Annotated in this window: 16 protein-coding genes and 1 pseudogene; 7 read left to right on the top strand and 10 right to left on the bottom strand. The window is 69.8% G+C overall.

Features of this window, described 5'->3' with window-relative positions:
• Nucleotides 1-69 precede the first annotated feature (69 nt).
• Nucleotides 70-1911: an asparagine synthase (glutamine-hydrolyzing) gene (asnB, locus tag BXA11_RS08125; RefSeq protein WP_076433945.1), complete on the top strand. Its 1842-nt coding sequence runs from the start codon at nucleotides 70-72 to the stop codon at nucleotides 1909-1911.
• A 24-nt stretch (nucleotides 1912-1935) separates the two neighbouring features.
• Here asnB and xseA read toward each other — a convergent pair whose 3' ends face one another.
• Together xseA and BXA11_RS08115 are read right to left on the bottom strand one after the other, a co-directional pair.
• The gene (gene xseA / locus BXA11_RS08120) at nucleotides 1936-3141 is read right to left on the bottom strand and encodes an exodeoxyribonuclease VII large subunit (protein WP_030507521.1); all 1206 of its coding nucleotides are present in this window, start codon (nucleotides 3139-3141) and stop codon (nucleotides 1936-1938) included.
• Between the two features lie 127 nt (nucleotides 3142-3268).
• Nucleotides 3269-4198, bottom strand: coding sequence for a DUF8129 domain-containing protein (locus BXA11_RS08115; protein WP_076433944.1), 930 nt, complete (start codon nucleotides 4196-4198; stop codon nucleotides 3269-3271).
• A gap of 89 nt (nucleotides 4199-4287) precedes the next feature.
• On the opposite strand from BXA11_RS08115, the gene BXA11_RS08110 reads away from it, so the two are divergent.
• Nucleotides 4288-5253: a 4-hydroxy-3-methylbut-2-enyl diphosphate reductase gene (locus BXA11_RS08110; RefSeq protein ID WP_076433943.1), complete on the top strand. Its 966-nt coding sequence runs from the start codon at nucleotides 4288-4290 to the stop codon at nucleotides 5251-5253.
• Between the two features lie 37 nt (nucleotides 5254-5290).
• On the opposite strand, the gene BXA11_RS08105 is transcribed toward BXA11_RS08110, so the two are convergent.
• Entirely contained in the window at nucleotides 5291-5791 is a 501-nt protein-coding gene (locus tag BXA11_RS08105; RefSeq protein WP_076433942.1) for a DUF6542 domain-containing protein, read from the bottom strand.
• 10 nt (nucleotides 5792-5801) lie between these two features.
• A complete protein-coding gene (locus tag BXA11_RS08100) occupies nucleotides 5802-7037 on the bottom strand; it encodes a DNA recombination protein RmuC (RefSeq protein ID WP_373320609.1) in 1236 nt (411 codons plus the stop codon).
• Between the two features lie 187 nt (nucleotides 7038-7224).
• Between BXA11_RS08100 and ychF the strand changes: the two genes are divergently transcribed.
• On the top strand, nucleotides 7225-8313 hold the full coding sequence (gene ychF / locus BXA11_RS08095; RefSeq protein ID WP_076433940.1) for a redox-regulated ATPase YchF: 1089 nt from the start codon (nucleotides 7225-7227) through the stop codon (nucleotides 8311-8313).
• Between the two features lie 20 nt (nucleotides 8314-8333).
• On the opposite strand, the gene BXA11_RS08090 is transcribed toward ychF, so the two are convergent.
• The 6 genes and pseudogenes from BXA11_RS08090 to BXA11_RS08065 all read right to left on the bottom strand — a co-directional run bounded on the left by BXA11_RS08090 (nucleotide 8334) and on the right by BXA11_RS08065 (nucleotide 14851).
• A complete protein-coding gene (locus BXA11_RS08090) occupies nucleotides 8334-9194 on the bottom strand; it encodes a tyrosine-type recombinase/integrase (RefSeq protein ID WP_204053746.1) in 861 nt (286 codons plus the stop codon).
• Between the two features lie 248 nt (nucleotides 9195-9442).
• Nucleotides 9443-9625: a helix-turn-helix transcriptional regulator gene (locus BXA11_RS08085; RefSeq protein WP_076433939.1), complete on the bottom strand. Its 183-nt coding sequence runs from the start codon at nucleotides 9623-9625 to the stop codon at nucleotides 9443-9445.
• Nucleotides 9626-9640: 15 nt separating this feature from the next.
• A pseudogene (locus BXA11_RS08080) lies at nucleotides 9641-10213 on the bottom strand (replication initiator); the annotation flags it as partial.
• 655 nt (nucleotides 10214-10868) lie between these two features.
• A complete protein-coding gene (locus BXA11_RS08075; RefSeq protein ID WP_076434054.1) occupies nucleotides 10869-11354 on the bottom strand; it encodes a nuclear transport factor 2 family protein in 486 nt (161 codons plus the stop codon).
• 306 nt (nucleotides 11355-11660) lie between these two features.
• Complete coding sequence (locus tag BXA11_RS08070; protein ID WP_083744054.1) at nucleotides 11661-14078, bottom strand: RICIN domain-containing protein; 2418 nt, start codon at nucleotides 14076-14078, stop codon at nucleotides 11661-11663.
• Nucleotides 14079-14374: 296 nt separating this feature from the next.
• Entirely contained in the window at nucleotides 14375-14851 is a 477-nt protein-coding gene (locus tag BXA11_RS08065; RefSeq protein ID WP_208865554.1) for a GNAT family N-acetyltransferase, read from the bottom strand.
• Between the two features lie 399 nt (nucleotides 14852-15250).
• Here BXA11_RS08065 and BXA11_RS08060 point away from each other — a divergent pair, with 399 nt between their 5' ends.
• From BXA11_RS08060 to BXA11_RS08045, 4 genes are all read left to right on the top strand, one after another.
• Nucleotides 15251-15889, top strand: coding sequence for a hypothetical protein (locus BXA11_RS08060; protein WP_076433936.1), 639 nt, complete (start codon nucleotides 15251-15253; stop codon nucleotides 15887-15889).
• A 355-nt stretch (nucleotides 15890-16244) separates the two neighbouring features.
• Complete coding sequence (locus tag BXA11_RS08055; protein ID WP_076433935.1) at nucleotides 16245-17255, top strand: conjugal transfer protein; 1011 nt, start codon at nucleotides 16245-16247, stop codon at nucleotides 17253-17255.
• A 65-nt stretch (nucleotides 17256-17320) separates the two neighbouring features.
• Entirely contained in the window at nucleotides 17321-17593 is a 273-nt protein-coding gene (locus tag BXA11_RS08050) for a hypothetical protein (RefSeq protein ID WP_197042569.1), read from the top strand.
• Between the two features lie 22 nt (nucleotides 17594-17615).
• A complete protein-coding gene (locus tag BXA11_RS08045; protein WP_076433934.1) occupies nucleotides 17616-20024 on the top strand; it encodes a TcpE family conjugal transfer membrane protein in 2409 nt (802 codons plus the stop codon).
• The last annotated feature ends 9 nt before the right edge of the window (nucleotides 20025-20033 follow it).

Here is a 20033-nt window from a genome sequence, read left to right as displayed (position 1 = left end):
ATCGTAGGCTTTGTCCGTTAATTAGGCATACTAACCATTGTTGAGGGCGATGATCGGGGGGTCATTCTCATGTGTGGAATCAGCGGCTGGGTGGACTACGGACGCGATCTCCGTCGCGAGCGGGAGACCGTGCAGGCCATGACGGACACGATGGCGTGCCGCGGGCCCGACGCCGAAGGGATGTGGCTCACGCCGCACGCCGCGTTCGGCCACCGGCGGCTGGCCATCATCGACATCGAGGGCGGGCGCCAGCCCATGACCGCCGACGCCGGCGGCGAGGTCGTGGCCGCGCTCACCTACAGCGGAGAGGTCTACAACTTCAGGGAGCTGCGCGCCGAGCTCACCCGGAGCGGGCACCGCTTCCGGACCCAGAGCGACACCGAGGTCGTCCTGGAGGCGTACCTCGAATGGGGCGAGGACTTCGTCTCCCGGCTCAACGGCATGTACGCCTTCGCCATCTGGGACGCCCGCCGCGAGGAACTGCTGCTCGTGCGCGATCGCATGGGAATCAAGCCGCTGTACTACTACCCGACGGCGAACGGGGTGCTGTTCGGCTCCGAACCCAAGGCCATCCTGGCCAACCCGCTCGCCGAGCGGGTGGTCGACGCCGACGGCCTGCGCGAGATCCTGGCCTTCGTCAAGACGCCCGAGAGCGCCGTCTTCCGGGGCATGTACGAGGTGCGGCCCGGCCAGGTGGTGAAGGTGCGGCGCGAGGGCCTGAGCAAGCGCCGCTACTGGCGGCTGGAGGCCCGCGAGCACACCGACGACCTGCAGACGACGATCAGGACCGTGCGGGAGCTGCTCGACGACATCGTCGAGCGGCAGCTCATCTCCGACGTGCCGCTGTGCACGCTGCTGTCCGGCGGGCTCGACTCCAGCGCGGTCACCGCGCTCGCGGCCCGCGCGCTGGCCGGCCAGGGCGGGGTGCGGTCGTTCTCCGTCGACTTCGCCGGCTACAGCGAGAACTTCCAGGCCGACGACATGCGCGACACCCCGGACACCCCGTACGTCCACGACGTCGTACGGCACGTCGGCTCCGATCACACCGACATCGTGCTGGATTCGGCCGACCTCATGGATCCCGCCGTGCGTGCGGCCGTCCTGCGGGCGCGGGACCTCCCGCTGGGCATCGGCGACATGGACACCTCGCTCTACCTGCTCTTCAAGGCGATCAGGGGGCACTCGACGGTGGCGCTGTCGGGGGAGTCCGCCGACGAGGTGTTCGGCGGCTACCGGTGGTTCCACGATCCCGAGGCGGTCAACTCCGGCACCTTCCCGTGGCTCGCCATGCGGGGCCAGACGGGACTGTCCACCCGGGGCGAGTTCCTGAACGAGGAACTGCTGCGCAAGCTCGACATCCCCGCCTACCGCGCCGACAGCTACCAGCGGGCGCTGGCCGAGGTGCCCCGGGTGCCGGGGGAGACCGGGCTGCAGAAGCGGATGCGCGAGGTCAGCTACCTGCACCTGACCCGGTTCGTGCAGATCCTGCTCGACCGCAAGGACCGCATGAGCATGGCCGTCGGCCTGGAGGTCCGGGTGCCGTTCTGCGACCACCGCCTGGTCGAGTACGTCTTCAACGCCCCCTGGGCCATGAAGACCTTCGACGGGCACGAGAAGAGCCTGCTGCGCGCGGCGACGGCCGACGTGCTGCCCCGCTCGGTGGTCGAGCGCCGCAAGGTGCCCTACCCCTCGACGCAGGACCCGGCGTACGAGCGTGCGCTGCGTGCCGAGGTGACCCGCGTGCTCGACGGGAGCCCGGCCATCGGCTGCCTGGTGGACGCGGGGAAGGTGCGCACGATCCTCGACCAGCCCCTGGGCGCGGTCAGCCTTCAGGGCGCCCGGACGTCGCTGGAGGGCATCCTGCAGATCAACGCGTGGCTCGGCGCCTACGACGTGCGTCTCGCGATCTGACCCGCCGCCGCCCGCGGCTCCGGTTCACGCGTCCTGGGCGGTCACGGTCACCCGGTCGTCGGAGAAGCGGATCGTGAGCTCGTCACCCGGCTTCACGTCCTCCGCCAGGCGGACGACCTCTCCGGAAGGACGCTGCGCGATGGCGTAACCCCGCTCCAGCGTGGCGGCGGGGGACAGGGCCACCAGCCGGGCCCTGAGATGTTCCAGCGAGTCGGCCGAGCGGTCCAGTGACGCCGAAAGGCAGCGCCTGGACCGCTCGCGCAGCGCGTCGACCTGCTCGGCCCGCCGGTCGAGCTCGCGGACGGGATCGGCGAGCGACGGCCGGGAGCGCACGGACTCGAGCCAGGACATCTCGCGCTCGACCCAGCCCCGCAGCACCCGGCGGCCCCGGTCCCTGAGCTGGTGGACGAGCGTGAGCTGCTCGCCCACATCGGGCACGACCTTCTTGGCCGCGTCCGTCGGGGTCGAGGCGCGTACGTCGGCGACCAGATCGAGCAGCGGACTGTCCTGCTCGTGGCCGATCGCGCTCACCACCGGCGTACGGCAGGCCGCGACGGCCCGCACCAGCGACTCGTCGGAGAACGGCAGCAGGTCCTCGAGAGAGCCGCCGCCCCTGGCGATGATGATCACATCGACCTCGCGGTCGGCGTCGAGCTTGCGCAGCGCCTCGGTCACCTCGCCCACGGCGTACGACCCCTGTACGGCGACCTGCTCCACCTTGAACCGGACGGCGGGCCAGCGGCGGCGGGAGTTCTCCAGCACGTCACGCTCGGCCGCCGAGTCGCGCCCGCAGATGAGCCCGACGGTGCCCGGCAGGAACGGCAGCCGCCTCTTCCTGTCGACGTTGAACAGGCCCTCGCCCGCCAGCACCTGGCGGAGCCGTTCGAGCCGCGCCAGCAGTTCGCCGATGCCGACCGGGCGGATCTCCAGAGCCGTGAACGCGAACGAGCCCTTGTTCACCCAGAAGTCCGGCTTGACGTGCATCACGACGCGCGCGCCGTCGACGGGACGCGGCACGCTGGCCTCGTACACGCCCCGGGCGCACGTGATCCGCGCCGAGACGTTGGCCACGGGATCGCGCAGCGTCAGGAAGACGGTGCCGCCCCGGGCGGTCAGCTCGGTGATCTGCCCTTCGACCCAGACGGTGCCCAGCTTGCCGATCCACTGGGCGACCATCTGCAGCACCGACCTGATCGGCAGCGGCGCCTCAGGGGACGTCTTCGCGCTCAAGTGCCCTCCTCGCCTGGCCCGGCTCGCATCTGCAGGCTAGCCGTACCTGCCGACAATCCACAGGCGACCAGGCGGAGGACGCCTCATCCGCCCGCCCGGCGTACGGCCGAGCGGGCGCGGCCCGGGATCAGGACTCGGACTGGAGCTTGGCCAGCCGGTTCTGGAACATCCGGACCACCTCGGGGCGGTTCAGGTGCGCCTGCTCGTAATCCAGCAGCGCGTGCACCTGCTCGGCCGACTTGCCGCGCATCCGGGCCCGCAGCGACGCCACGGTGAGGTTCGCGTAGCCCGGCATCGGCTCCGCCGCCTCGGCGGTCGTCTCCTCTGCCGCCGGCTGCTCCACGGACTGCTGCACGGGCTGCTGAACCGGCTCGGGCGCTGCCGCGGCGGGCTTCTTGCGCGTCCTGGTCGTCTTCGGCGCGGCGGTGACCGTGCTCTCGGTGCTCTCGGTGGTTTCGGCGGCGGCCTTGCGGCGGGTGCGCGGCTTCTTCGGCGCGGCGGGCGCGGCCTCCTCCTGGGTCGCGTCGGCCTCAGCGGTTGCGGTGGGCTCGGCGGTTTCGGTGGTTTCGGTGGCCTTGCGGCGGGTGCGCGGCTTCTTCGGCTCCGCGGCAGGGGCGGCCTCGGGCTTCGGCTCGGCGGCCGTCTCCACGGCCTCGACCGGAGTGGCGGTCTCCGCGGGCTTGGGGGTTTCGGCGGGCTTGGGGGCCTCGACGTTCTCGACGGCCGGAGGCTCGGCGGGCGCCGCCTCGGTCGTCGCCGCCTCGGTGGTCACCGCCTCGGCCTTCTCGGCCTTGCTCGGGCGGGGGGCGAAGATGACGGGCTCCCGGCGCGCGGGCCGCTCCCCGGTGGTCTGCCCTGCGGTCTGCCCGGTGGTCTGCTCTGCCGTCTCCTCGGTCCGCGGCGCCTCGGCGGTCTCGCGCCGCTCACCGTCCTGCGCCTCGCCACCGGCGAAGCGCTCCTTGATGGTGGTCTTGATCTTGTCGCCGGCCAGCAGCGCCTGTCCGACCCCGTTCAGAGCGGTCTGAAGAACGGTCGTTATTGCTCTAAGGACGGACATTTCGGCTCCCGGGGAGATGCGTATCTGGTACACCCAGTCTTGCAAGACCAGGGTCAAGAGGTGGCTCGCGTTCCACATAGCATAGGAACATGGACGTGCAGACCTCAGCGACCCGCCGTGTCCTGGTCGCCAAGCCCCGCGGTTACTGCGCGGGTGTCGACCGAGCGGTGCAGGCGGTCGAGCGGGCGCTTGAGCAGTATGGCGCGCCCATCTACGTACGCAAGCAGATCGTGCACAACACCCACGTCGTGAAGACGCTGGAGGAGCGCGGCGCCGTCTTCGTGGAGGAGACCGAGGAGGTCCCCGAGGGGGCCATCGTCGTCTTCTCCGCCCACGGTGTCGCGCCCGCCGTGCACGAGGAGGCCGCGAGCCGCCGTCTCCGGACCATCGACGCGACGTGCCCTCTGGTGACCAAGGTGCACAACGAGGCCAAGAGGTTCGCGGCCAAGGACTACGACATCCTGCTCATCGGGCACGAGGGCCACGAGGAGGTCGAGGGCACCGCGGGCGAGGCGCCCGAGCACGTCCAGCTCGTGGACGGGCTCGACGGCGTCGAGGGCGTGTCCGTGCGGGACCCGGAGAGGGTGGTCTGGCTCTCCCAGACGACCCTGTCGGTGGACGAGACCACCGAGACGGTCGCGCGGCTGCGGACGCGCTTCCCCAACCTTATCGACCCGCCGAGCGACGACATCTGCTACGCCACCTCCAACAGGCAGACCGCGGTCAAGCAGATCGCCGCCGAGTCGGACCTGGTCATCGTCGTCGGCTCGGGCAACTCCTCCAACTCCAAGCGCCTGGTCGAGGTCGCGAAGGACTACGGCGCCGCCGCGTCCTACCTCGTCGACGACGCCTCGTTCGTCCGGGACGAGTGGCTGGAGGGCGTGGCCACGGTCGGCCTGACCAGCGGCGCCTCCGTCCCGGAGGAACTCGTGCGGGGAGTGCTCGCCAAGCTGGCCGAGCACGGCTTCACCGAGGTCGAGGAGGTCGAGTCGGTGCAGGAGAGCATGCGGTTCGCCCTGCCTCACGAACTCCGCAAGGACCTCCGCGCGGTCTGATCGGCTCAGGTCACGCCGGCTCAGGTCACGGCGCAGTTCACTCGTCGGCGGCCTTGCCGTACACGCGGGGCTCGAAGTACCCCTCCGGCTCCGGGTCGAACGTGCGGGCCCGGCCACGGCGCGAACGGGAGCGGGCGGCCGGCGTCGGTTCGGGCGCGGCCCCGCCGCGCAGCTCCCTCAGGTTGGCGGGCAGGCCGCGCACCCACGCGATGCCCAGTGCCAGCGCGGCCCCGAGGAACAGCCACGGCGCGCCGGACGACAGCGCGGTGAACATCCCGAGCCCGAACGTCTGGAGCATCGACGCGGACCTGAGCGCCCGCACGAGTTCCACCAGCAGCGCCGCGGCGAAGAAGACCAACGGAGGCGTCACCACCAGCGGCAGCAGGTCGCGGGGACGCACCAACAGGACCGCCGCGAGGCAACCGGCCACGAACACGGGCCCGGGCAGGAACGGCATGCCCACCAGAGTGATCACGAAGAGCATGACGATCGCCCCCCGAGCGGTCAGCCGCAGCCCCGCTCGACCGGTGCCTGTCATCGGGCCCCCCTTACGACAAGTCTCGCGTCAATTTACCGTTCTGACGATGCGGGGGAGGGGGGCTTACCCGCTCTTCACCTTCGAGTTCGGGGATGGCGACCGGCCGGGGGACCTCCTCGACCGCCGAAGGGGCGTCGAGCGGGTAGTCCACGAGGCCGAGGTCGTTCATTCTCCGCGCGCTGACCAGGACCCGGCTCTCCAGCGAGCCGACCGTCTGGTTGTACGCGGTGACCGCTCTCGTGAGCGCCTTGCCGAGGCTGTCCACGTGCCGTCCCAGACCGCCGAGCCGCTCGTACAGTTCCTTGCCCAAATCGAAGACGGCCTTGGCGTTCTCGCTGACCGCGGTCTGCTGCCAGGCGTACTGGGCCGTGCGGAGCATCGTGACGAGCGTCGTGGGAGTGGCGATGTGGACACGCCTGCGCATCGCGTACTCCAGCAGTCCCGGGTCGCGCTCCAGGGCGGGCGCGAGAAACGCCTCGCCGGGGATGAACAGGACCACGAACTCGGGCGACGGGTTGAACGCCTGCCAGTAGGACTTCGCGGCTAACCGGTCCACGTGCTCGCGTACGTGCCGCGCGTGGGCGTCCAGCCGGGCCGAGGCGAACGCGGGGTCGGCGGCCTCGGCCGCCTCCAGGTAGGCCGCGAGCGAGACCTTCGCGTCCACGACGACGTTCTTGCCGCCGCTGAGCCGTACGACCATGTCGGGCCGGACCACGCCGTCACGGGTGACGGCGCTCACCTGCTCGTCGAAGTCGCAGAAGCGGGCCATTCCGGCGATCTCCGCCACCCGGCGCAGTTGCAGCTCTCCCCACCGCCCCCGGGCCTCCGGCCGCTGGAGCGCCCGCACCAGCGCGTCCGTCTGGGCCTTGAGCCGATCGGAGCTCTCCCGTACGAACTCCATCTGCTTGCTCAGCTCGGCGCGGGCGGCGCGGGAGCCCGACTCGCTCTCCCTGAGCTGGCTCTCCACCTTGGAGAGCGTCTCCCGCAGCGGCGCGACCAGGTTCTCGACCGCCTGCCTGCGCTGGTCGAGGTCCCCGGCCGCCTCGGCCCTCGTGGTGTTGAGCCGGTTCTCCGCGAGTTCGAGGAAACGCAGGTTGGCCACGTCGAGGGCGTGCGCGGAGATGGCCTGGAACCGCTCGGTGAGCTGGTTCTCCATGTAGGCCACCTTGTCCTCGGCCGCCCGCGTCCGCGCCTCGGCCTCGGCCACCCTGGCGGCCGCCTGGGCGGTCCGGCCCGCGGTCCGCATCCCGGCCAGGGCCGCGCCGACCACCACGCCGATCACCAGTCCCACTGCGAGCGCCACGACATCCACGGTCTGGATGATTTCAGGCATTGGCGTGCCAAACAGGGAGGCGCGCCTGGGAGCGGGCCGAGCCGGACCACGCGGCCGCCGATGTCCGGCGCACCCCCCGAGGCCCCTAAACTCGTGGTACGTGAGCCTGAGCATCGGGATCGTCGGCCTGCCCAACGTCGGCAAGTCCACGCTTTTCAACGCACTGACCAAGAGCGGGAACGCCCTGGCGGCCAACTACCCGTTCGCCACGATCGAGCCGAACGTGGGCATCGTCGGCGTGCCGGACGCCCGTCTGGACAAGCTGGCGGAGATCTACGGGTCCGCGCGCATCCTCCCGGCGAAGGTCGAGTTCGTCGACATCGCGGGCCTGGTGAAGGGCGCGTCGGAGGGCCAGGGCAGGGGCAACCAGTTCCTCGCCAACATCCGCGAGACCGACGCCATCTGCCAGGTCATCCGGGTCTTCTCCGACCCCGACGTCACCCACGTGGACGGCGAGGTGGCGCCGGAGCGCGACATCGAGACGATCAACACCGAGCTGATCCTCGCCGACCTGCAGACGATCGAGAAGGCGCTGCCCCGCCTGCAGAAGGAGGCGCGCAACAACAAGGACCGCAAGGTCCTCCTGGAGGCCGCCGAGGCCGCGGCGAAGCTGCTCGACACCGGCACGACCCTGTACGCCGGGGGCAAAGCGGCCGGGATCGACCTGGCCGACCTGCGCGAGCTCCATCTCCTCACGGCCAAGCCGTTCCTGTACGTGTTCAACCTCGACGCCGACGAGTTGATGGACGCCGACCTGCGGGCCAAGCTCTCGGCGATCGTGGCGCCGGCGGAGGCCGTGTTCCTCGACGCGAAGATCGAGTCCGAGCTGGTGGAGCTGCCCGACGACGAGGCGCTGGAGCTGCTGCAGTCCGTCGGCCAGGAGGAGTCGGGCCTCGCCCAGCTCGCCCGGGTCGGCTTCGAGACGCTCGGCCTGCAGACGTACCTGACGGCCGGCCCCAAGGAGGCCAGGGCCTGGACGATCCGCAAGGGCGCGACCGCGCCCGAGGCCGCCGGGGTCATCCACACCGACTTCCAGCGCGGTTTCATCAAGGCCGAGGTCATCTCGTTCGACGACCTGGTGGAGGCGGGTTCGATGACCGCGGCCAGGTCGGCGGGCAAGGCCCGCATCGAGGGCAAGGACTACGTGATGCGCGACGGCGACGTGGTGGAGTTCCGCTTCAACGTCTGAACCGGCGCTGTCCGCCCTGCTCATGCCTTCGGGGGCTCGTTCTGGGGCACATCTGGGGCACACGACCAGGCGTCATCTACCGCTCGGCGAGTCCGTTCCTCGGAGTCCGGCATCAGGTGACCATAGGTCGAGAGAACGAGGTTGGCGTTCTCGTGCCCCAGACGCTCGGCCACGACGATGACCGATTCGCCCTGCATCAGCAACACGGATGCATAGTGGTGGCGCAGGTCGTGAGAGGTGGTGCCCTCCGGCAGCCCGGCAGCGGCAACCGCCTTCCTGAAGATCAGGGTGCCGTAGAAGTCATGCCGGTACGGTGTGCCGAATCGGGTCGTGAACAGAGTCCCGTCCTCGGCAGGCGGCCAGTCCTGCATGTGTTTCTCGATCGCTTCAGCGACGACTCGGGGAAGTGGTACGGAACGACGGGACCGGCGGGTCTTGGGCTCGGTCCTGACCTTGGACTGGGGAGCGAACTGCCACTCCACACGGACAGTCCGCGCCGCCAGGTCAACGTCTTGCACACGCAAGGCCAGCAGTTCGCCGAGCCTCAGACCGAGTCCGGCCTGAACGATGACCATGGCACGGTTTCGTCTCGGCATGGCCTCGGCCAGCGCCCGCACCTGGTCCACGGTCAGCGGGACGATCCGTTCCCGATGCGCGGCCGGCAACGTCAGCCGGACGACGGGCGAGCGGCCGACCAGACGATCCAGTACCGCCGCCGCGTAGATCGATCGCAGCAGCCCGACGAGGTTGCGCAAGGTGGTTGGGGCGAGCACCTTGGCACGGTCGGCTGCCCACGCCTGCACCTCGGAGGGCACCACGGCAGCGAGGCGGCGACTACCGAGGGGAGTGCCAGCGATGTGGGTCTCGATCAGGCTGACCACTCGGCGAGCTGTCGTCGGGCGGTGTGCACGACCGGCGACCCAAATCCGGGGAGTACTCGATCACCGTCGTCTTGTCTGACGGATCAACGTACTGACCCCGGAGGATGTCGGCCTCAACCTGAGCCAGGAACCGTTCGGCATCGATCTTCCGAGAGAACGAACGCTTACGCTGACGTCGTGCGTCGTCACGCCATCGGGCCAGGTAAGTGACCTTGCCGTCACGAACCCGCTTCTCCACGCTGCCCATCTCAGGCCACCTGCTTAGCGAGCCAGGCGCGAACGGCAGCCGGGTCGTAACGCAGGTGTCGGCCCACCTTGAAGGCCGGAGGCCCGGTGCGGCGGTAGCGCCATTGGTACAGGGTGCCGACTGGGACACCGAGGAAGTATGAGACCTCCTCTACTCCCCACGTTCGGCTGTTGTCGAGATCCACGAGCACACTCCTTGGTTAGGCGGCGACGAGTCCGGTGTCTTCGGTGGCGAGCTGGTGGGCGAGTTCTTCGCGGCCGATGGCGCGGCGTTGGCGGGCTTGGTCGGCGGCGGTGTTGGCGAGGAGTGCGTCTCCGGTGGTTTTCCAGCCGGATCCGGCGTAGGAGAGGTCGCCGATGATGAGCGTCGTTTCGTCGTCAAGGTCGGCTTGACGGTCGAATGCGTCTGCTGCGTACTCGCGGCTGGTGTCTTGGGCGCGGCGGTAGCGGACGCGGGCGGCGCGCAGGGCGGCGAAGGTGGTGGAGTAGCGGCGGGCCTTGGTGAAGAAGTGGCCGCCGAAGCCGAGCATGTGGGCCCAGCGGCGCAGGCCGTCGAACCCTGGGTGGTCCGGGTGGCCGAGGTCCCAGCAGGCGGCGATGAGCCGCTGGGTGTGGGTGCCGTTGCGGTCGGCGTGCTGGTCGATGGTGGCCTCATCGAGGCGGCGGGAGGCGTGGCCGGTGACCTCAGTGCCTTTGGTGGCGTACTTGGCCAGGTAAGCGGCGACCATGGCATCGGTGACCGGGTTGTCTCCCCGGAGGGTCAACGGGCGTACGTCGAGCTGGGAAGCTGGAACCCCAGCCTGGAGCCCTGTGAGAAGTTTCTGTACGTCTTCAAGGCGGCCCTAACCGGGCCGCACGCGCCGCCGTCACGGCAACGCCGCCGCCTCCCGCTGGCGCTCCCGGCGGTCGGCTAAAAGCACGCCGGACGGCTGGCGCGGACGAGTCGATGGGCCGCCAGGCGACAGTACATCTCTGATCACAGGGCCGAAGGGCTGAACTGGAACAGCCGCCAGGCGCCGGCCGCACGTGATGATGCCTCCGGCGGGGCACTCCGGCTCCGGGATGGAGTTCGAACGAACGTGCGGGCTGTGGGGTGGCTGGGGTGGGAGCCATCCCGCCCGCCATCGACCCCAGGCAAGCCCAGCAGCCCGCCTCCTCCGCCGCAAGCCCGGCTGTGACCGTTGGCGTCCAAGCACCGAGGAAGGCGCACAGGCAAAGGGACACGTCAAGCCGGACTTGCACCTCCGTCGCCGGCCCGCTGCCGCTTCGCGGTCGGGTCGATGGCAGACGGGATGGACGGGCAAGGTGTGGCGTGTACGCCTACCAAGGTTGCGGTGAACGGCTGCGCCGAGCGAGGCACGACCTCGGCCAACGTCTGGTTCGACCGGAGACCAAGCGCGCGATCCCGCGATCACCAGCAACTGCCTTTCAGCGGTCGACCTCGCTCGATGGGCGCAGCGCGGTCAGGAGGCTTTCGAGCTGGCCCCATGCCCGTGCGCTGGCAATGTGATCGATGTAATCGCGAGACTCGACGATGAGCCCGTCGCGAATACGGAGAACGAAGACACAGGGCACGGTGAACGCCTCTCCGGTCTCCTCCACGTGCCCCTGGTAAGCGAACTCGGCGACGATCACCTCCGGATCAGCGGTGTCGTGGATGATGATGTTGACCGGCTTACGGTTCAGCGTCCGGGCAAACGGCGGCGGCGCGGTGAAGTGCTCGTGCAGTTCGCTACGGCTCAGCAGCGGCGGCGGGTTGAGCGGGTGAAACGGGTGGGTGACATGGGTCTGTTCGGCATAGAGGTCGGCCAAATTTTCGTACGGCCCTTCGCAGACCCCATTCACCAGGCGGAGAAACACGTCACGCGGGCTACTGTGACCATCGCCGCCGTCCGGATCAACTCGGGAATCCATGGACCTCACCTTATCGATTTCCACCTCGACAGCTACCCGCACCGGCACGCCGCCCGCTCTGCTGGGCTGGGGCACGTATGGGGCACAAGACACCGTGAAACGTCAGCAACGAACGACCACCAACGTGAGGCCCAGAAGGCCGTCCGACCAGCGCAATGAGCTCGACCGCCCAGGTCGGCGGAGTGGCGGTCAGAGTTCCGCTTCAACGTCTGAACCGGCGCTGTCCGCCGTGCTCGCGGCGAACGGCCGGCCGGGTGCGCGCCTCGGGCTGCGGCGCTTACCCGGCCGACCGGTGTCATCGCAGGCTCAGCTGCGCGACCACTTCTGGTTCGCGCCGCCGTTGCACGTCCAGATCACCAGCTGGGTGCCGTTGGCGGTGCCGCCGCCGTAGGCGTCCAGGCACTTGTTCGAGCCGACTCCGACGATCGTGCCGTCGGAGTTCAGCGTCCACTGCTGGTGGGTGCCGCCGTTGCAGTCGTAGATGTCGACCCGGGTCCCGTCCGCCGTGCCCTGCCCGTAGGCGTCCAGGCACTTGGTGCCGTAGACCATCAGCTGCTTGGACGGCGTGAGGGTCCAGGTCTGGTTGGCGCCGCTGTTGCAGTCCCAGAGTGCGACCTGGGTGCCGTTGGTCTGGGACTGGTTGGGGACGTCGACGCAGCGGCCGGAGGCCTGGCCCCTGATGGGGCCGACGCTGGTGTTGCCGTTTCCGCCGCTGGTCGCGGTGACGGAGAGGTTGTCGAACATGTCGGTCTGGTAGCCGACCACTCCGAGCCCGACCTGTCCCGCGAAGTAGGAGTTGTCCGTCACCGAGCCGAGCGCGGCGCCGTCGAGGGTGGCGCTGATCTGGTTGCCCGAGAAGCTGAGCGAGATCGTGTGCCAGGTGTTGGTCCCGAGCGAGCTCCGGGAGCCCGAGGTGAGGGTGCTCACCGTGCCGGACGTGGTGCTCTTGGCGATCGACCAGGCGCCGGAGTTGTTCAGCCGCAACTGGTAGGCCGCCTGGTGGCTCTGCGGGCGTGACTGCGTGTTCGCCCGCCCGAGCAGCGTGATGGTGCCGCCCTGCTGGAAGTTGACGTCCACGCTGACCTTGTAGTTGCTCCAGGACGGGTCGCCGACCAGGCCGAAGGCGTCGCTGTCGTCCTGCCATTCGATCGGACGCATGGGGGTCACCTGCTGCAGGCACTGACCGGTCCGGCCGCCGGCGCAGGGCCGGACCTCGAAGGCTCCCTGCATGTCGGAGAAGTACTTGGCCTCGGTGCGGGAGGCGTAGGCGTCGAAGTCGTCGGAGTACGGCAGAGCCAGCGGCGCGCTCGCCGGTCCGGCCGCCGTGCCCTTGCCCTGGCCGGTGGTCGTGGTCACCGAGTAGATCCGGTTCGGCTGCATGGTGAGCGAGTAGGAGCCGTTGCTGGGGGTGATGTCCGGCTGCCTGACGAACCAGTCGGCGGGGTTGTTCGAGCCGAGGTTGGTGGACCACACGTGCACGGTCCCGGTGCTCAGCCCGCCGGTCACGTTGACGTTCACGGTCTGCGTGGTCGTCGACGTGCTGGTCTCGTAGATGGTCGAGTAGTCGGTGTTGTTCGTGGACTTCAGGGAGATGTAGCTGCCGTTGCTCCGGTTCCCGCCGAGGTATCCGCTCGCGCTGCCGGTGAGGAAGCGCCAGCCCGGCTGGGTGAACTGGGCGACCTGGGCGTTCGCCCACAGGCTCCGGCCCAGCTGGTAGGAGCCCGACCACGGCGAGTTGGCGACCGCCAGGGCGGTGGTGTTGAAGGGCAGGTTCGGGTAGAGCGCGGCCACCAGCGGCCAGTTGACGAAGCCCGTCATCTGGCCGTCGAGGTATCCGCGGGTGATGCTGCGGATGTAGGGGGCCGAGCCGCTGATGTAGTCCTGCGATCCGAACTCGCTGTTCCAGATCGGCTTGCCGGTGGCCACGGCGTTCGCGCTGGACGGACACGAGGTGGCGTCGCCCAGGTAGCCGCACAGGTAGTGCGACCCGACCACGCCGACCGCGGCCTTGAAGGCCGGGTCGCTCAGCATGTCGTCGGCGGTGGACAGGCCGAAGCTGTCGTCGCCGACGATCTGCACGTTGCCGTAGCCGTTGGAGTCGAGGGCCGACCGGAGGTTCTTGTACCAGGTCTTGTTGTGCCCGCGCTCGTTCCATCCGCCGATGTAGTTGATCGTCAGGCCGTGCTGCTTGGCGCAGTTGAGCCAGGAGATGTCGTAGTCGATCATGTCCTGGGACCAGAAGTTCCCGCCGCCGATCCAGCCCGGCGCGGTCCACGGCAGCGCGATCAGCTTGATGTTCGGGTTGCGGGCCACCGCCTGCTCGCCCAGCCAGAACTCGTAGCCGACGTTGCAGTTGATGTCGCCGCGGGTGTGCTGGATGCTGGGCTCGGAGCCGTCGGTGGAGTTGGCGTCACCGCCGATCTCCAGTTTCAGCAACTGCACCGCCGCGCCGTATCCGGGCTTGAACAGGTAGTCCAGGATCTGGGAGCGCTGCGTCTCCGGGTAGTCGATGAGCAGCCGGGAGTTGCCGCCGCCGCCGCTGATCGCCCCCACTCCGTCGAACGTGCGGCCCGTCGAGCCGCCGTTCACCGTGATGGTCGTCGTGGCCGCCTGGGCCGCCGGCGCGGTCATCACCACGGCGCCGGCGCCGGTCACGGCCGCCGTGACCGTCGCCATGATGATGCGGACCCATTTCCTGTCGCCGACTGGTCGACGTTTGCGCATGCCGGACCTCCGGGGCTGTCCGTGTGGGGGAGGAGTGAGGGCGGTTCACCAGCCCTGCTGGATCGCTTTCTGTTGGAAGCCGTTTGAAAATGTCAGAGCGGTCAGGGCATGTCAAGGCACGGTCAGGAGGGAAAGATGGCGTGTGAACGTGGCTGAACTGGCGTGCAGCAGAAACGCGCCTGACGGCTGTCGCCCGCGATGAAAGTTTCAGGCGTGCGCGTACGTTCGGTTGCGCTCGGTTATGGCAGAGATTGTTGGAACGCGTGTCACTGGGGTTCGCGCTGCTCAGGCGGTGCTCAGACGAGGTCGCGGTAGTAGTAGAACATCGGCTCGGCCGCCCCGGGTTCGGTGTTGGCGAAGCCGTGCGCCTCGTAGAAGCGGCGCGTGTCGGTGTCCTCGCCGTCGACGTCGATCGCGAGGATGTCCGCGCCGCGTTCCCGCGCGAGGCGGCACGCCTCCTCCAGCAGGGCGTGCCCGAACCGCCGCCCACGCAGGCCGGGCCGCACGTACAGCTCGTCCAGGACCGCGGCCGGACCCTCGTGCCAGACGTCGGGCCGGAAGGTCAGAACCGCGACGCCGACGGCCGGTTCGCCGGTGAGAAGGGCGACGAGGTGGTCTCCGCCGATCAGCAGGCGCAGGCGTGCCGTGAGCACGTCCGTTCCCGGTGACGGCGCGTCGAACTCGCGGTTGAAGGCGTCCAGCAACTCGGCGACGGCAGCGGCGTCGGACGTCGTCGCCTGCCGTACCGGATGCTCCTGCTGCGGTATGGCCACCTCCGCATACTTCCTGACCGGCTCGGCGGACTGCACGACATTTTGCGGGTGACGGCGGACGCCGCCTACGACCTCGAACGGCCTTGAGGCGACCGGGTCGCGCAAAAGCGGCGGTCATGGCGGTGAGCGGCATCACCCGCCACACCTCTCCCTCCGGTCAGATCCTCCATGGCCAGCGGAAACGCTTGGGTCAACTGCCCTAGACGCATTCGTGAGGTTCGTTGAAGCATCGAGATGAGGCCGTTTGGCGCATAGTCGTCGTTTGAATCCCTTTTCGTGACAAATCTCTTCGCTGCCGTAATCCGGCACAGCGGAAGGGGATGCCGGCCGAATTCGGGCACCGGGAAAAGCCCAGGTGGCCTGACCTGGCGAGGCCCGATCGGGCCCAAGGAGGGGACCATGCATCGGAAAACCAGACAGCTGGCTCTCGCGGCGATTTTCGCCTCGACGCTCACGGCGGGAGGAGTCGCGCTGCTCGGCGGCGCCGCCTCCGCGGCCACCGGCGCCCCGGGGTCGGCGTGGGCGCCGCAGGCGGGCGAGCCCGGCGGCTGGGTGCGGGCGACGTCGTACACCACCACCATCAGCGACCCGCTGCTGGCGGCCGAGGCCATGCCCGTGACCGGGACGATGCAGAGCGGCATGCCGATGCTCACGGTCGCGGAGTTCCCGGGCATGGGCGCCGCGTCGATGGAACAGATGGCGGAGGAGGCCCGCCAGAGCATCAGGGACGAGGCGAGCAGCGCCAGGCAGCAGATCATGCAGGAGGCGGCGAGCGCGCAGCAGCGCATCGAGCAGATGTCCCAGCGCGCGCAGCAGGAGTTGTCGGAGCAGGAGCAGTCGCAGTCGTCCGCGGGCGAGTCGCAGAGCTCCGATCTGCCGGAGAGCGCTCCTGGCAGCGCTCCTGGCAGCGCTCTGGGCAGTGCACCGGAGAACGTCCCGCCCCAGATCTCGGCTCCGGAGAACGTTCCGCCCGCGGGCATCCCACCGGCGTCGAGTGAGTCGTCCACTTCCTCGTCCTCCTCCGAGGCGTGCCAGTGAGGGCGCAGGTGTAGTGGTTCTGCAGGCACGACGGCCCCGCCCGGCGGGGCCGTCGTCGCACGTACGGTCGGTTTCGATATGCCTGCGAGCTGCGAAGACAGCAATAGGTGGCGGTTAGGTAATCGATGCTCTCGCTGGCCAGGCGTAACGTGCTTTTCCGCGGAGTGGATAGGTGTGGGGCGTCTCTACGGGATGTGGACCTGGTTTGCTCGGTCGCGGCGATGCTTGCACCATGGGCGTGGCTTACCTGGAAGAATTGGCGAGGCCGCTAGGGTGAATACTTCAATGCGGTTAACCGGATCGAGAGCAAGAGGAAACCGCGCCAGCCGGAGGGATCGGCGCGAGCGGAGGCGTGATGGCTCGCAGGTCAGACGTCCAGCAGGATCCGCGGATCGCTGGCGACCCTGACCCGTACCCACTGGAAGGTTTCGAGGCGGCGAGCACCGCGCACGGCACGGCCCCCCGTCGCAGAGGCTGGAGCGGTGGTGGAGGCCGCTGGCTCGTCTGGACGGGGCGGGTCATCCTCTGGGCGCTGATCGTCGTCATCGTGGTCAACGGCGTCCGCGCTCCGTTCGAACGGCTGACACAGGACGACCCGGCCGGCGTGACCCCCACCGGCACGGCGACGTCCGGATTCCCCGCGACGCAGGCGGCGGCCTTCGCCAACCAGTTCGCGGCGGTCTACCTCAACTACGACGCGGCCAATCCCCAGCAGCGCGCGGAACGGCTGAGGTCGTTCCTGCCCGAGGGCGCCGACGAGCAGTTCGGCTGGAACGGCTACGGACGCATGTCGGCGGGGGCCTTCCAGTTCGCCGGGATCGACGTGATCGACGACCACAACGCGCGGGTGACCGTGACGTACCAGTCGGGGGGCAGCCGCGGTCTGCTGTCCGTGCCGGTCTACTACGACAACGGCGGGTTCGTGGTCTCGGCCCAGCCGGCTCTGCTGCCCGCGCCGGGGCCGGCGGGCCTGCCGCAGCTTCCGGACCCCGACCGCGACTCCGCCACCGAGGCCGAACTGCGTCCCCAGCTCGAAGGCTTCTTCAAGGCGTACGCCGCGGGCAACCAGGTCGACCTCCAGCGCTACGTCGCGAGCGGGGTGACCGTCAACGGGTTCAACGGCGAGTTCACCCTCGCCGAACTGAAGGACGTGGTGGTCCCGCCGGACAGCGCCGACAGCAGGAAGGTCACGGCCGTGGTCGTGTGGGCGGTGGCGTCCGGACAGTCGGCGGCGGTCGCGAGCCCGTCGCAGGACCCGGCGGCGCAGCCGGCCGGTCTCGAACAGGCCTATCAGCTGACGATCGAGAAGCAGGGCGGCAAGTGGTTCGTCAGGGACATCCAGGGTGCGAACCGGTCCGTGGGGTAGCGCATGCCCGGCAAAGACATCGCTGATCCATCCCCCCGGGAGGGCGAGAGTTGATACTGAAGACCATCGCGGACCACTTTCTTGATCTTGCCGCGCCGTCACCGGCGCCGACGACGGGCATCAACACCGAAGGTCTCGCCGACTTCCTCCGGAAGTTCTTCGCTCCGCTCTTCCTCGCGGTCGTCTCCGTCGTGGCGATCTTCTTCCTTTTCACCCGCGAGATCACCAGGTTCGTCCAGTTCATCATCCTGGCGATCGCGATCGGCGTGATCTTCTACGTTCCCAACATCATCGAGGTGACGGCGAAGGCGATCGCGGGCGCACTTGGCATCAAGTGATCGGGCGGAGAGGAGGTTCGGGGTGGATCTGCCCACGTATACCAATATCTGGCGTATTGAGAAGCGGCTGTACAAGCTGTACGACCTACGGCTGCCGATGCCGCTTCCGGTCGTCTGGATCGGTGTGTTCGTGGGTGTCTCCGTGCCGTGGTGGGTCTTCCTCTACCTGATCGGACTGCCGTTCGCGGCCCCCTGGCACGTCATCTACCTCGTCCCTCCGGGCGTGCTCACCTGGCTGTCCACCCGCCCCGTCATCGAGAGCAAGCGCCTGACCGAGCTGCTGCAGTCGCAGCTCCGCTACATGAGCGAGCCCCGGACGTGGTGCCGCATGGCCCCGTTCGACGAGCCGGACGAGGTCGCCGTGACGGCGCGTGTCTGGCGGACCACGCCGCCGGTCGCGGCGCCGCATGGCAGCGCGGCCCGCAAGGCGCGCCGCGCGGTCTCGGTCAAGGTGCCCGTCCCGAAGGTCTCCAGGAGCGGCGCACGGGTGGCCTCGGGGGCCGCCGCACGAGTGGACGCGCATCCGGTGGACCCCTCACGTGTCGTACGCCCTGCCGTGGCGGCCGCGGCCGCCGCCGCCGTGCCGGTCACCGACACGGCTCCCGCCCCCCTGCCCCGAAGCGGTGCCGCCGCCCGGGCCGGCGCCACCGGTGAGCGCGTTTTCTACCTCACGGAGCCGCCCACGTCGCCTGCGCCCCCCGCGCCCACGCCGCTCGCGCCCTCTCCGCGCCCGCCGGAGCGCGAACGCGACCCGCACGAGGGACACAGCGAGGGACACAGCGAGGGACACAGCGAGGGACTCAGCGAGGGACACGGCGAGGGACACGGCGAGGGACCTGCCGCCCGCGAGCCGCAGGCTCCGCAGGAGCCGCCAGAGCCTCAGGAGGCCCCGGAGAATCGCGAAGAGGGACCTGTGCAGCAGGCGCCCTCCGCCGTCCCGCCCATCGGCACCGAGACGCTGCGCCGCCTGCGCAGGCTCGCCGCTTCGGCCGAACCTCGCGCCGCAGGGCCCTCCGACGTCGACTCTTCCACCGAGCCGGCCGCCGTGGAGCCCGCGCACGACGCCGAGGCCCTTGAGCAGCATCGCAAGGGCCGTCCGCCGCGCCTCGTGCGGCCCCGGGTGCCGGGCGGCGCAGGGGACGAGCCGGCGGGCGAGGCGCCGGTCCCCGGGGACACTGTTCCCGGCGACGCGGAGACCGCATCTGCGGAGGCCACTCCTGTGGACGCCGCGGCCGAGCACGCACCGGCGGACACGCAGAAGGATCTCCCGGACGAGCCCGCTTCCGCCGCCCACCTTGCCGCCCACCCCGCGCGGGAGGCGACGCACCCCACGGGGGCCAGGCCGTACGAGGGCGCGACGGGCAAGGGGGACGTGGCGCCGCCCCCGGCGGGTCCGGCGGCAGTGTCGATCCGGGCCGTGCCCTCGGGGCCCCGCGCCGCCGGCCCGGCCGGTCCCGCCCGGCCGTCGCTGCCCACCCCCGGGACGACCACCCCCGGCAGGCCGGCGCACGAGGAGCCGCCGCGGCTGCGCCGCGTCGAGTCCGTCGTCGGGCGTGACAACTCGGGGGGCTGGCGGCGCCTGGCGCAGGTCGTCGTGGGCGGCAGCCGTACGGACGGCATGGAGGTCGACGAGGCCCGGACCCGCGTCCCCCTCACCACGAGCAGGCGGATCATGGTGCTCGGCTGCACGGGCGGCGCCGGGCAGACGACCACGGCGTTAATGCTGGGCCACACACTGGCCCGTTACCGCGATGACCGTGTGCTCGCGCTGGACGCGAACACCGGAGAGGACACGCTCACGACGAGGATCTTCGCCGAGTCCCCCGAGACGCTGAGCTCGCTCATCGAGAGCTCCGAAGGGGTGACCGGCTACCTCGGCATGCGGGCGTACACGACGCGCTGCGAATCGGGACTGGAGGTCGTCGGCGCGGACAACGACGACCGGGTGACGCAGCGCCTGGCCGAACGCACTTTCCTGGCCGACTGGCGCAGGACGCTCGCCGCGCTCGACCGGCACTACCGGCTTACCGTGATCGACCCCGCGGCCGCGCTGGCGGCCCGGCTCCTGCCGTACGCCGACCAGCTCGTGCTGGTCGCCCCCGCGAGCGAGGACGCCTCCGAGGCGGTGGCGATGACCTACGAGTGGCTCGACGGACACGGCTGCTCCGACCTGCGGCGCCGCGCCGTGATGGTGATCAACGGCGTGAGCCGCCGCAGCCTCCCCGACGTGGAGCAGGCCGAGGCGGTGGCCAGCGGCCGCTGCCGGGCGATCGTCCGGGTGCCCTGGGAGGACGAGCTGGCCCCGGGGCGGCCGGGACCGGTCGACGTCAATCACCTCCGAATGGGCGGCCGCAGGGCGTACGTTGCGCTTGCGGGTGTGATCGTGAGCGGCCTGGCGGCTGTCCAGGCCAAGCAGGAGGTGGCCAGATGAGGGGCGAGC

It is taken from the genome of Microbispora rosea (assembly GCF_900156315.1).
GTDB lineage: Bacteria > Actinomycetota > Actinomycetes > Streptosporangiales > Streptosporangiaceae > Microbispora > Microbispora rosea.
This window is presented reverse-complemented; position numbering and strand designations above follow the sequence as displayed.

Excerpts from the sequence above, each read along its gene's own strand:
- asnB (WP_076433945.1), top strand. The coding sequence starts at position 70 with ATGTGTGGAATCAGCGGCTGGGTGGACTACGGACGCGATCTCCGTCGC.
- BXA11_RS08055 (WP_076433935.1), top strand. The coding sequence starts at position 16,245 with ATGGCTCGCAGGTCAGACGTCCAGCAGGATCCGCGGATCGCTGGCGAC.
- BXA11_RS08115 (WP_076433944.1), bottom strand. The coding sequence starts at position 4,198 with ATGTCCGTCCTTAGAGCAATAACGACCGTTCTTCAGACCGCTCTGAAC.
- BXA11_RS08100 (WP_373320609.1), bottom strand. The coding sequence starts at position 7,037 with ATGCGGACCGCGGGCCGGACCGCCCAGGCGGCCGCCAGGGTGGCCGAG.
- BXA11_RS08060 (WP_076433936.1), top strand. The coding sequence starts at position 15,251 with ATGCATCGGAAAACCAGACAGCTGGCTCTCGCGGCGATTTTCGCCTCG.
- BXA11_RS08110 (WP_076433943.1), top strand. The coding sequence starts at position 4,288 with ATGGACGTGCAGACCTCAGCGACCCGCCGTGTCCTGGTCGCCAAGCCC.
- BXA11_RS08070 (WP_083744054.1), bottom strand. The coding sequence starts at position 14,078 with ATGCGCAAACGTCGACCAGTCGGCGACAGGAAATGGGTCCGCATCATC.
- BXA11_RS08105 (WP_076433942.1), bottom strand. The coding sequence starts at position 5,791 with ATGACAGGCACCGGTCGAGCGGGGCTGCGGCTGACCGCTCGGGGGGCG.
- BXA11_RS08075 (WP_076434054.1), bottom strand. The coding sequence starts at position 11,354 with ATGGATTCCCGAGTTGATCCGGACGGCGGCGATGGTCACAGTAGCCCG.